Source organism: Paenibacillus sp. PDC88, assembly GCF_900106725.1.
Lineage (GTDB): Bacteria > Bacillota > Bacilli > Paenibacillales > Paenibacillaceae > Paenibacillus > Paenibacillus shunpengii.
On sequence record NZ_FNNT01000007.1, the window covers coordinates 287,143 to 299,554 of the forward strand.

Annotated in this window: 8 protein-coding genes; 6 read left to right on the top strand and 2 right to left on the bottom strand. The window is 47.3% G+C overall.

Annotation, left to right across the window (positions count from 1 at the left end):
• Nucleotides 1-8: 8 nt before the first annotated feature.
• Both BLW49_RS20960 and BLW49_RS20965 read left to right on the top strand, forming a co-directional pair.
• Nucleotides 9-536 (top strand): hypothetical protein, encoded by a 528-nt coding sequence (locus BLW49_RS20960; protein ID WP_090726687.1) that lies wholly within the window; start codon nt 9-11, stop codon nt 534-536.
• Between the two features lie 185 nt (nt 537-721).
• Entirely contained in the window at nt 722-5,488 is a 4,767-nt protein-coding gene (locus tag BLW49_RS20965; RefSeq protein WP_090726688.1) for an S-layer homology domain-containing protein, read from the top strand.
• Between the two features lie 149 nt (nt 5,489-5,637).
• Here the strand turns inward: BLW49_RS20965 and BLW49_RS20970 are convergent, their stop codons facing one another.
• Complete coding sequence (locus BLW49_RS20970; RefSeq protein ID WP_177178815.1) at nt 5,638-6,663, bottom strand: serine hydrolase domain-containing protein; 1,026 nt, start codon at nt 6,661-6,663, stop codon at nt 5,638-5,640.
• A 340-nt stretch (nt 6,664-7,003) separates the two neighbouring features.
• On the opposite strand from BLW49_RS20970, the gene BLW49_RS20975 reads away from it, so the two are divergent.
• Entirely contained in the window at nt 7,004-7,885 is an 882-nt protein-coding gene (locus tag BLW49_RS20975; RefSeq protein WP_076312270.1) for a radical SAM/SPASM domain-containing protein, read from the top strand.
• A 156-nt stretch (nt 7,886-8,041) separates the two neighbouring features.
• A complete protein-coding gene (locus BLW49_RS20980; protein ID WP_076312635.1) occupies nt 8,042-9,028 on the top strand; it encodes an aldo/keto reductase in 987 nt (328 codons plus the stop codon).
• Nucleotides 9,029-9,160: 132 nt separating this feature from the next.
• On the opposite strand, the gene BLW49_RS20985 is transcribed toward BLW49_RS20980, so the two are convergent.
• Nucleotides 9,161-10,378, bottom strand: coding sequence for a GAF domain-containing sensor histidine kinase (locus BLW49_RS20985; RefSeq protein WP_090726691.1), 1,218 nt, complete (start codon nt 10,376-10,378; stop codon nt 9,161-9,163).
• A 237-nt stretch (nt 10,379-10,615) separates the two neighbouring features.
• Between BLW49_RS20985 and BLW49_RS20990 the strand changes: the two genes are divergently transcribed.
• Nucleotides 10,616-11,140 carry an ArsR/SmtB family transcription factor gene (locus tag BLW49_RS20990; protein WP_076312268.1) on the top strand — a complete coding sequence of 175 codons (525 nt, stop codon included), beginning with the start codon at nt 10,616-10,618 and terminating at the stop codon, nt 11,138-11,140.
• Nucleotides 11,137-12,405 carry an MFS transporter gene (locus tag BLW49_RS20995; RefSeq protein WP_090726692.1) on the top strand — a complete coding sequence of 423 codons (1,269 nt, stop codon included), beginning with the start codon at nt 11,137-11,139 and terminating at the stop codon, nt 12,403-12,405. The genes BLW49_RS20990 and BLW49_RS20995 overlap by 4 nt, the downstream gene beginning before the upstream one ends.
• Nucleotides 12,406-12,412: the final 7 nt, after the last annotated feature.

Genomic DNA, 12,412 nt, shown 5'->3' on the forward strand with positions numbered 1-12,412 from the left:
AATAGGATATGTTCGATCCCACTATATTTGATAATTTAAAAGTAGCGCTCGAGAATGAGCTGTATGATCTGGACAATCTGGATCAAGCCATTCACATTACGAATCGAATCGATCGGCTGGAGATGTCGACGATGTCGCGTGTGTTCATGCTTCGGTTTGAGCTGACAGGTGAGAAGCGGATATCTGCCGAGATTGAGCTTACGGCATCTATGCAGGAGCTGGCTGCTGAAATTTTGGAGTTGTCCGGTGAGAATCCTGGCTGTGTGCTGTGTCTGCGGTATATCATGCAGATGAAGGATACGGTCTTGTGCAGTGAGGTAGAGCGGATTATGGCAGAGATGTGGCCTGAGCAAAAAACCGTGCAGCAGATCAGCTATATATATGGCTCGGAATCAATGATGACAAATACCGTAGAGATTAATTTCAACCGTAAAATCAATGAAAATCATATGCGTGATCTGCCGGAATTGGTGAGGTATATGATGGAAGCAGCGAAGCGGCTTGGGGAAGTTATGGAGCTGCAGCAAAACGAATAGGATCGATTCACATCAAGGTGGGAACGTACGTTACGTATGAGATCCCGCCTTTTTTGTACCATTTTACAAGATTCCGCAATATCTCCACATTTCTCCACACATTCTACATTTAGAATGATCCCTGACACTTGATCCATAGCTATTCATATATACTACATATTTTAACAAGATAGGAGAGATGGCCAATGAGCAAACGGACAAGTTGTCCGCTGCAACGATGGAGCTTGGTACTCGTTATAACGATCTTAGCGGGTCTTTGGACTCCATCCATGTCTAGCCGTACGGCGTATGCATCCCCAGAGGGGGATCAGATCGTCATCAGTCAGGTCTATGGAGGGGGAGGCAACGCGGGTGCAGCCTACATACATGACTTCATTGAGCTCTATAATCCGACTGAAGAAGCTGTAGATCTTACAGGGTATACCGTAAAGTATGCCAGTGCAACAGGCGTTTTTGGGACAAGTAATACGACCGAGCTGAATGGAGCTATTCCTCCCAACTCGTATTATCTGATCCAGCAGGCCAAAGGAAGCGGCGGGACAGCTGCTCTTCCAGCACCTGATCAGACAGGAAGCATCAACCTGAGCGGTACGAATGGCAAGGCAGGTTTGTTTCATGGTGAACAAGTCATAGACCTCATCGGTTATGGAAGTGCCAATGAATATGAGGGAAGTGCCGCTGCCCCAGGCTTGGGCAATTCAACCGCAGCTGTTCGTCTGACAGCACCTGGAGCAGATCCCGGCAGCAGGGGGCTGGATACGAACAACAATGCGATGGACTTTGCTGCTGTATCCCCGGATCCACGAAACTCCTCCTATGGACAGCCTGAAACGAAGACCGCAGCGGTGACCGTGAGTCCTGAACAGGGCGCTTATCCACAGGGAACGGAGATTCACTTGAGCTCTGCAACGGCAGGGGCTTCTGTATACGCAGATGTATACGGTCTGGGTGGAGTCAGCAGCGGTTACGAGCTGGTTAATGGACCGATTGTGCTTAACGAACCTGTGACGATCCATACTTACGCAGAGAAGGATGGACTGGAACGTAGTGAAACTTCTATTTATACTTATGATCTGCTTCCGCATATGACCATAGCAGAAGCAAGACTTGCCGCTCAAGGTGAGCAGGTCATGGTATCCGGAATCGTTACTCATGTGAGCGGCAGCAAGATGTACGTGCAGGATGAAACAGCTGCCATTGTCTTGTATGGCTTCCCCAGCTTTGCACAAGCAGGAGATCGGGTTCGTGTCAGCGGAGTCATGGATATCTATAACAACCTGCAGGAGATAACTACTTCAGACGGACTCCCTTATACTTTGATAGAGAACAATGCAGGAGTGCCTTCCCCAGTTCAGCTGACAGGGGCAGATCTCGCTGCAGATTCAGGTGAGCAGCATGAGGCGAAGCTTGTATACATGGATAACGTGAATATACGCGAGAAGTCAGGCAGCAGCTGGATTGCTGAACAGGGCGGAAGCGAATTTACTATTTATTCGAATCTGCCAGGGATTGCAGCGGGCAAGTCCTTTGATAAGATCGTTGGTGTCATCGAGCAGTACAGAGACGTTTATCAGCTTATACCACTGAATGAGGAGTCCTTGATTGAGGATCTCTTGTCGGTGAATGCCAGTCCGGCAGCGGGCAAGATCGTTAGGGGGCAGCAGGTTGTACTGACTTCACCTACAGCTGGTGCGGACCTGTATTACACGCTGGACGGTAGTGATCCGACGACATCAAGCACGCTCTATGAAGACCCAATTACAATTAATGTGAATACGGTAATTAAAGCTATGGCTGTATCAGGCAGTGACACCAGTGAAGTGTATACCTTCTCCTATGAAGCAACCGAACAGCCGCGCATTCATGATATCCAGGGAGCAGGGCATAGCTCTCCTTATCTTGATCAGCAGGTAAGTCATATTGAGGGCGTTGTCACTCAATTAGGATACCGATTCAGTGATGGAAGCTATCAAGGGTTCTACATCCAGGACTTGGAGCCGGATGAAGATCCGAATACTTCGGAGAGTATTTATATTTATAGTACTAATCTCGACTTGAAGCCAGCTACTGGGGATATGGTAAAGATCAGCGGTACAGTCGCAGAGTACAACGAAGGAAGCAGTAGTAATCTAACAACGACACAAATTGTACCGACCTCCATTATAAAAATGGGAGAGGCTGAGGAACTGCCTGCTCCAATCCTACTTGGCAAGAATGGCCGAATCATACCTTCCGAGGTGATTGATAATGACGGGTTCACTGTCTTTGATCCGGAAGAGGATGGAATTGACTTCTACGAATCGCTGGAAGGCATGAGAGTTCGATTAGAGTCCCCGGCGGTTATCAGCCCAGCATGGACAAGCAGCCAGATCTTGAACATTCCAACTCGTATTGATAATGGAGAAGAGGAAGTGCTTACGCCGGCTGGCGGTCTTGTTCTGAAGCAGGAGGGTAACCTGAATCCGCAGCGGATTCTGATTGCTTCAATGGCTGCGAATCAAGATATCCGAACGGGGAGTCAGTTTGCGGGAGATGTAACGGGTGTCATCGGATATAATGCAGGCAACTTCAAGGTGATTCCTGCGAAGGATGCATTACCTGCGCTCCTGCCATCAACTTATGAGCAAGAGATAACGGATATTGAGCCTGATCCGGAGCAGCTGATCGTAGCCAGTTATAATATTGAGAACTTCTATCCGGGTGTCGGCAGCAGCAAGATGACGAAGCTTGCAGCATCCATCACTTCGAACATGAAGCAGCCAGATATTATTGGACTGGTAGAAGTGCAGGATGCTAACGGTCAGACAGACAACGGCATCGTTGAAGCGGACGACAGCTATCGGGCACTGATTGACGCCATTATCGCAAATGGTGGACCGGAATATGCATTTACCGACATTGCTCCGGTGAACAATGAGGACGGTGGAGCTCCAGGTGGAAATATTCGGGTAGGCTTTCTCTATAATCCGGAGCGAGTGACCTTGGCGGAGAGTATAGAAGAGCGAAAGGGAGGCTCCACTGAGGCAGTAACTTATGATGCGAATCAGGATCAGCTTAGTGTAAATCCCGGCCGAATCGAGCCTCAGCATGCTGCTTTTCTGGAATCACGGAAGCCGCTTGCGGCCCAGTTTGAATTTCATGGGGAGAAGGTCATCGTGATTGCTAATCATTTCAACTCTAAATCAGGTGACAACGGTCCTTTCGGTAATGTTCAGCCCCCGGTTCTGACTAGTGAAACACAGCGGCACGAAATTGCAGCGGTCGTGAACGGTTTTGTAAAGAACATCATACAGGGGAATGAAGCATTAAATAAAGAAGCGAACGTCATTGTGCTAGGGGACTTGAATGATTTTCAGTTCACGGAGACGGCAGAGATCCTAAGAGGAGATGAGCTGGATAATCTGATCGATACCCTGCCTGCCGGAGAACGATACACCTACACATATGATGGGAATTCACAGGTGCTTGATCATATACTTGTTAGCAAAAATTTAACGGAGTACACACAGACTGATGTGGTTCATTTGAATGCTGATTTTACAGAAGCAAGCGGAAGAGTGTCTGATCATGATCCTGTCTTGGCTCAGATTGATATTGTGGGAGCAGGAAGTGAAGAAGCGCCGGAGAATCCAAATCCAAATCCGAATCCGGGTACGAATCCAGACACGGATCCAGTGACTCCGCCTAGCACTGGCACGAAACCGCCTGCTGGGAATCCTGAGCCCGTCGATCCGCCTGAGACAGAAACAGGAACGATAACGGTAGAAGGCGTGATGAATACGAATAGTGAGATGAACATTGCTGAAAGTGAAGTTACCGGAGAGCAAATTGCAGCAACACTATCCAGTGTGCAGGATGGAGTGCTGCGTATAAAGCTTGATATGGATGACAAGGACTATGATTCTGCACAAATCTCGTTATTACCGGAAGCCATGGACTTGTTGCTGCAGCACAGAGCGAAGCTGACGATTCAGATCGGCGTGTCTTTTGGAAGCTATGAGCTTCCGATGGAAGAGATCGATCTGTCACAGATCAGAGCTGAGCTTGGTGCCGGAGCCGGTGAGTTTGAGCTGAAGTTCGCCTTAACGAAGGATCGGGCTGCAATCCAGCTGGCAAGCTTGAAGGGATATTCCCCACTGGCGGCTGTCAATTATTCGGTAGCTGCATTCTCAGCAGAGGGGCAGGTCTATGAATTGATCGAGTTTGATCGCTATATAAAAAGAACGATAAACCTAACCCCTTATGAGCTTGATAGATTACAGCATATGGCAGCTGTACGTGCAGAGGACGAAGTCAATGCAGATCGGCTGCAGCCTGTGCCGTTCCAATTGAATGGGAATGAAGTAGAAATATTCAGCCGTTCGAATAGTACCTATCTGCTGCTGGAGCATCCGGTGACCTTCGGAGATATGAACGGTCACTGGGCACGTTCGAATGTGGAGGAGCTGGCCGGCAGGATGATTGTTACCGGTACAGCGGAAGGCATCTTCGACCCGAATACAGCCATTACTCGAGCAGAATACGCGGCAATGCTGGTTCGGGTACTCGGGTTAACTGCTACACCGGAAGCGGTGGTCTACAGTGATGTACCGAACAGTGCATGGTATGCACATAGCATACAGGCAGCAGGGAGTGCAGGGCTTATAACCGGCTACTCGGATGGCAGCTATAAGCCGAATCAGCGTATTACCCGTGAAGAGATCGCCGTAATGACTTATCGTGCAATGCAGTTCGCAGCCTATGAACCGACTAGCTCTAATCGTACAATAACCTATTTGGACGACACGAGAATTGATGACTGGGCCAAGGAAGCCGTTGATGAACTGAGCAGACTCGGTGTATTATACGGTGATCGAACAGGTCGCTTTGACCCATCCAGATCAGCAACCAGAGCGGAAAGTGCGGCTGTAATTGACCGGATGCTCGATCTTCTGGTCTATAATCAAAATTAATACCTATCCATTATAATAAAGGAGAGGACAGCGCGATTCGTGCTGTCCTCTTCATCATGGAACGGATTAGAGTATACTGGAAAAATGTGTACTGCATCATTGTTTCAGACGTGTCCTCTCTCCATTTTTGCAGAGAGGCACTCGCTTAATTATTTTACCCTCCTTAGCAGCTCCATTCCGATGTGGGTTGGATTCATTGCGAAGGAGGAGGTGCGCTTGTTAGACAGCACGACAACCCCGATCTCCTGTTCAGGAAGGAAGCCCATAAAGCTCATATAGCCATGAGTACCGCCATTATGCCAAATGAGGTTATCTTTAAGCTGGTGAAACCAGCCGAGCCCAACGCCAAACGTGTCATTTTTTTGAAAGTGTAATTGCTGGGTAATAGAATAGATGCTGGTCATTTCCTTGTCCGGGTGTAGGCCCATATGTACGGATAGAAACGTTAACAGATCGCTGATGCTGGAGCGGAATGCACCGGTGCCAGGAAAATCCTGAAGTACAAGCTTAGCGGCTCTCCGTCGGCCGGTATACCCGGGTACAAGTCTCTCACGTGCTTCGGAGGAGAGGTGGATTGCGGTGTCCTGCATTTGCAGGGGAATGGTAATTCCATCCTGTACGGCCAGCTCATATGTCGTCTGAAGCTCTGTGGCCAGAACATGTCCCAGCAGTCCCATCCCTGCGTTGGAATATTGATATTTAATCCCAGCCTCCTTAGCTGAAATTTTGCGCAAATAGAACGCGGCTTCGGATAAGCTGAATGCAGAATAAGGATCACGGCTGTTCCTGGTATCGAATAAATTTCTGGTTTCCCGTAAAAGGCTTCGTGACGGCAGACCCGAGGTGTGGGTCGCCAGATGCTTAAATGTGACCGGCGAGTCGGGCGGGAGCAGGGGGACATATTGTCCAAGTGATTCGTCGATCGTCAGGAAGCCGTCATAATGCAGCTGGGCCAGTAAAGACACCGTGAACAGCTTGGTAATCGAGCCGATCTCGTAGATCAGTCTGCTATATTCAGACGTTGGATAGGGACTTAAATCACCGATTCCATATACGCGTCTTTCATTACGATAGACAGTGCCGATCACGAGCACGGCCTCTTTGTGCTTGGCATAGTAGCTTTCCAGACAAGAGTCTATGAAATTTTGAATAGTTAGTGATAGAAAGGGACTCAAGTGGAGCATCGCTCCTTTGGATATATTAGGAATATTGTTTTATTAAGATTATTTTATTCGATTGTTACCTGGTTGTCATTCGACTCGAGGCTATTTATTTTAACCTAAGTAATAGAAAGACGAATCAATGTTTATAAAACCACATCTTGAAAGAAGTGACACCGTTTGAGAAGAGATCGAAGAACAGCACATCCTTCTCTCAATCACTGAGCGAGATAAAGAATGAGTTTAATGAGGCGACGAAGGCATTCAATGATAAGCACGAGGCTGTTGTAGCAGAGATCAAGGCAATGTTGTAAACTGGTAGAACAGATCTTACAAAGAATGGAGAACGTTCGAGTTGAAGACATTCAAGAAGGTATACGTTGAAATTACGAGCATCTGTAATCTTGCCTGCAGCTTCTGTCCGCAGACCAGCCGTCAGGCTAAATTTATGCAGTTGGATACTTTTGACCATATTCTGGATCAGATCAAACCGCATACGAACCACATCTATTTGCATGTCAAAGGCGAGCCGCTGCTGCACCCGAAGCTGGATCAGCTGCTGGATGCTGCATATACCAAGGGGTTCAAAGTGAACATGACGACGAACGGAACGCTGATCGAGAAGGCGAAGCATCGGATTCTTGGTAAGCCTGCAGTAAGACAGATGAATTTTTCGCTGCACAGCTTTGACGGTCATGAGGGTTCGACGAATCGGGAAGGATATCTTACGAGTATTATTTCGTTTGTCCGTGAAGCGGTCAAACAAGATATCATTGTATCCTTCCGATTGTGGAATTTGACACAGGACAACATGACCAATCTGGAGAAGCAGCGTAATCGGGAAACGCTTGAAGTGCTGGAGAGAGAATTTCAACTGGACTTCAAGATTGAGGAGAAGGTGACACCCGGCAGCGGAGTTAAGATCGCGAAGAACATTTACTTGAATCAGGATCATGAGTTTGAATGGCCGTCTTTAGCAGCTCAGGAGGATGATGGCAAAGGCTTCTGTCATGGGCTTAGAACACAAGCCGGGGTATTGGTGGATGGCACTGTCATTCCGTGCTGTCTGGACGGCGAGGGTGTTATTAATCTAGGAAATATAAACAGCACTCCGTTCTCCGAGATTGTGGAGGGTGAGCGGGCAAATAACCTGTTCTATGGCTTCTCGCGGCGGGAAGCGGTGGAGGAGCTGTGTCGTAAATGCGGTTATCGCAAAAGATTCGGTACAGGCGCATAAGCACATGATTATATAAGATTACCCTCAAAGAGTACCCTCATTAATGAGCTAATCTTCTAAATAGGTATTGACTTGGAGTTAACTCCAAGTGTGATAATAACGGGGATCAGCCGAGCTGATGACATTAATGGAAACTGAGGTGCTTACAGAATGGAAATGGAATACGTAAAGCTTGGAAATACCGGTTTGGATGTATCCCGGCTTTGTCTTGGCTGCATGGGCTTTGGAGAAGCAGACCGCTGGATTCACCCCTGGGTACTTAATGAAGAGAACAGCCGTCCGGTAATTAAAAAAGCGCTTGAGCTGGGTATCAATTTCTTTGATACAGCGAATGTATACTCGGATGGGACAAGCGAGGAGATCGTAGGCAGAGCGCTGAAGGATTACGCCAATCGCGACGAAATTGTCTTGGCGACAAAGGTGCATTTTCGCATGCACCAGGGTCCCAATGGCGCAGGTCTTTCTCGTAAGGCCATTATGAGTGAAATTGATAAAAGCTTAAAAAGGCTGGGGACCGATTATGTAGATCTGTACCAAATTCACCGCTGGGACTATGAAACGCCAATCGAGGAAACCATGGAGGCACTGCATGACGTGGTGAAGGCCGGCAAAGCAAGGTACATTGGTGCTTCGGCGATGTATGCATGGCAGTTCTTGAAAGCGCTGAATGTAGCAGAGCGTAATGGCTGGACTCGTTTTGTGTCCATGCAGAATCATTTGAACTTGATCTATCGGGAAGAGGAGCGTGAGATGCTGCCGCTGTGCCGGGAAGAGAAGATCGGCGTGATCCCGTACAGTCCGCTTGCCGGTGGCAGATTGACACGAGATTGGGAGGAGACAACCCATCGTTCCGAGACGGATCAAACGGCGAAGTCCAAATATGATCCGATGGCGGACAAAGATCGCTTGATTGTGGATCAGCTTGCGGCGATCGCAGAGAAACGCGGGGTCCCTCGTGCGCAAATAGCACTTGCCTGGCTGCTGCAAAAAGAACCTGTCACCGCACCGATCATTGGTGCAACAAAAATATCTCACCTTGAGAATGCGGCTGCCGCATTGTCGATTAAATTGACTCCTGAAGAGATTACTGCACTGGAAGAGCCGTATGTTCCACATCCGGTGGTCGGTGCGCTCTCCCGCTAAGGTAAATATTAAAATATGAGGAAACTATTCTAAAGAAAGAACAAGGGTTGAACCGATCCGGCGGTATATAAACTCATACGAATGTCAAAGGAGCAGCTCGCTAAGACGGCTGCTCCTTATTTATTGAATAACTTATGAGGCTGCGCAGCTGCAAAATTTAAATATAAACCGGCTTCCGCGCTCGCTCGTTTCTTCAAGCCACACCGATCCGCCCATTAATTCAGCCAGGTGCTTGCAAATGGACAGCCCAAGTCCTGCTCCTCCAAATTTACCTTGGTTGGTATGAATTTGGGAGAAGGATTTGAAGAGAAGATCGATCCGATCCGCAGGGATACCAACCCCTGTATCTCTTACTTCAAAACAAATATTCGAGGCATTCTCTGCCCCATCCTCAAATCGGACAGAGATACCGACTTCACCCTGCTCGGTGAACTTGATGGCGTTTCCAAGCAGGTTAATCAAGATTTGACGTGTCTTCTGACTGTCTCCATGCAGTACTAAATCCTGACTTACATGGTATTCAGCATATAATCGAATTCCCTTTTTCTGCGCTTCGGGAGTGAACAGCTGTATAACATGCTCAATGACTTCAGTTAATTGAAAAGGATGATTTTCAATTGAAATGGCGCCGGCTTCCATCTTGGAATACTCCAATATCTGGTCCATCATGTTCAGCAGATGATTGCCGCTCTCTTCTATAACATTGACGTATAGAGCTTGATCCTCATTCAAATCGGTTGATTTGAGCAAGTCGGCCATACCCAGCACCCCATTCATCGGTGTACGGATTTCATGACTAAGCACGGCCAGCAGATTTTTTTTATTATCGAGAACCTGCTCGGCAGCTTGCTCGGCGGTCTGTAACCGGTCAAGGGTGGACTCAAGCTCAAGAAGATCTGTATAGAAGGAAGACAGGGAGAGAAGAAGATCAACATCTCGCTGCTGATAGCGGTAGAATCCAGGATCAAAGGAACAGAGGGACCCATAAAATTCCCCCTTCTCATTCCTTATAGGCACCCCGATGAACGAGCAGCCCCCAACGAATCGAGTGGCATCCATATCCTTGGTTAAAGGATGGGTCAGATTATTATCAATGATGAGCGGTCCCTGAGCATGTTCGGTAACGAGAGCACAATACGACTCTGCATTATCGACGACCAGCCCTTCTTCAAGAATAAGCTTGTCTCGATTAAAAGATTTGAGCACTTTCGTAGATAGGTGATCCAGGTTCGCTATACAAAACGTGTTAGCGGGTATGAGCTTACTGGCTGTATTCATCACATTCGCAGCAGAATCATACAGCTTATGTGAGATCACTGAGAGAACATCAATGTACTCTGTTTTTAACATGACTGCCTGATTCCTCCTAATCGAGTACTTTTGCATAGATTCTCTATATTCTATTAAGCCCTAACCTCTATAATAGTTTGAATTCTCTTATAATAAAAGAGGGGGATAAACTGATTAATGGGGGATAAGTCTATATTTTCTAAAATGCCTATTTACAAACTTTTCCTGTTCTGATAATCTAACTTTACAGATTGATAATCTAAATAATTAGATCGTTATAAATAGGAGGTAGACCTAATGAGTGATAACAATATGCTGAATGTCTCTATAGAACAGTCTAAGCTGCTTGGCAATGCACTCCGAGTGAAGATTATAGGGCAATTGACCACGACCCCCAGAACGGCAAAGCAAGTAGCAGACCTGTTGGGTGAGTCGGGCGGGAACGTGCATTATCACATCACGAAGCTGTACGAAGGGGGATTACTCGACCTCGTGGAGGAGAAGAAGATCGGCGGTGTTACAGAGAAGTACTACCAATCCAGATCAAAATGGTTTAATTCGTCATCTCCAGAGGCCCTCGATCCCGTAATCAGTGCAGGCTATTCATCCAAAAAATCAACGACGATCAATCTTCGGCTCATGTTGACTAAAGAGCAGGAAGCAGAGCTGACAGAGGAATTTAAGGTCTTTCTTGAGCAATGGGTTCAGAAAACATCGGGTAAACAAGAGAATGGCGAATATGAAGAGTTCAGTATCGGTGTGATGATCAAATCTGTTGAGTCACAGGATGATCAGCCTGTGGAGAAGGAGACAAAGGAATGAGTCTGTGGACGAATAGGAACTTCTGGTTTATGTTTCTGGGAAGGGTCATCACGAACATCGGTGACTCTCTGTACGCTGTGGCAGCCATGTGGCTTGTATCGGAGCTCGGAGGATCTACTTTATATACAGGGCTCGCGGGCTTTCTATCCATATTTCCAAGGTTTATCCAATTCATCTCCGGTCCGATCATTGATCGAATATCGATTCGCAGATTATTAATAGTGACACAGCTCTCACAGGCGGTGATCCTGCTGCTCATTCCCTTAGCGGATTATATGGGCTTTCTGACCGTAGGTCTTGTCTTGATGATCTTCCCAATTCTATCCTCCCTGAATATGTTCGTATATCCTGCACAAGTATCCGCACTACCCAAATTTGTTGAATCCAAAGACTTATCCAAAGCCAACTCTTTATTCACCTTTGCCAATCAAGGTATTGATACAGCATGTAACGCCGTTTCTGGTGTTATCATTGTCGCTTTCGGTGCAGTATCCATCTACTTGCTGGATTCTGTCATGTTCGTCATGGGAACTATTATCTTCTCCATGATTCGCCTGCCGAAGATTCCTAAGAAGGAATCTGAAGACACTTTCCATCTGCGCACGTTCTTCAGTAATTACAAAGTTGAGCTTGTTGAAGGTGTCAGAATATTGTTAAGTAAATCCGTTTCTCGTCTGCTGATGGGCGTGATCGTAATCAATTGTGTCGGCGGAGCTACGTTCGTTGTACTGCCGGAGTTCGGCAGGATGCATGGTGGAGCTGAGGTTTATGGATTCCTGCTTATGGCGCAGGCTGTCGGCAGTATGCTCGGTGCTCTTCTTGCTCCTTATCTAAAGCTTGAACAATACGGCATGGGCAAAATTTATGCTGCCGCATTTGTAGTCAGTGGAGTGCTGTGGTCGCTGTCCATGTTCACTACGAATCTAGGGTTGGCGATCGCTGTCTATGGGCTGGCCTGGTTTCCTGGGGGCATAACGAATATTCTAATCAATACGTATCTTCAAAAAGGAATCCCGCAGCATCTGCTGGGTCGTGTGTTCTCTGCCTCTTATAGTTTAAGTGGAGTAGCCATGCCGCTTGGGTCATTGGCAGGAGGAATTCTGGGCCAATTCATCAGTCCAGCACAAGTGATTATGATAAGCGGGATTATTGTGCTCTTGGTCGGGATCTATTGGTTCTATGATAGAACGACCCGGGGCCTGCCCAATTCTAAGAATGTCAACGAGAGCTCACTGATTGCCGAGAATCATTCGTTATCTGTTTAGCAGACTA

Excerpts from the sequence above, each read along its gene's own strand:
- BLW49_RS20980 (WP_076312635.1), top strand. The coding sequence starts at position 8,042 with ATGGAATACGTAAAGCTTGGAAATACCGGTTTGGATGTATCCCGGCTT.
- BLW49_RS20990 (WP_076312268.1), top strand. The coding sequence starts at position 10,616 with ATGAGTGATAACAATATGCTGAATGTCTCTATAGAACAGTCTAAGCTG.
- BLW49_RS20965 (WP_090726688.1), top strand. The coding sequence starts at position 722 with ATGAGCAAACGGACAAGTTGTCCGCTGCAACGATGGAGCTTGGTACTC.
- BLW49_RS20985 (WP_090726691.1), bottom strand. The coding sequence starts at position 10,378 with ATGTTAAAAACAGAGTACATTGATGTTCTCTCAGTGATCTCACATAAG.
- BLW49_RS20995 (WP_090726692.1), top strand. The coding sequence starts at position 11,137 with ATGAGTCTGTGGACGAATAGGAACTTCTGGTTTATGTTTCTGGGAAGG.
- BLW49_RS20960 (WP_090726687.1), top strand. The coding sequence starts at position 9 with ATGTTCGATCCCACTATATTTGATAATTTAAAAGTAGCGCTCGAGAAT.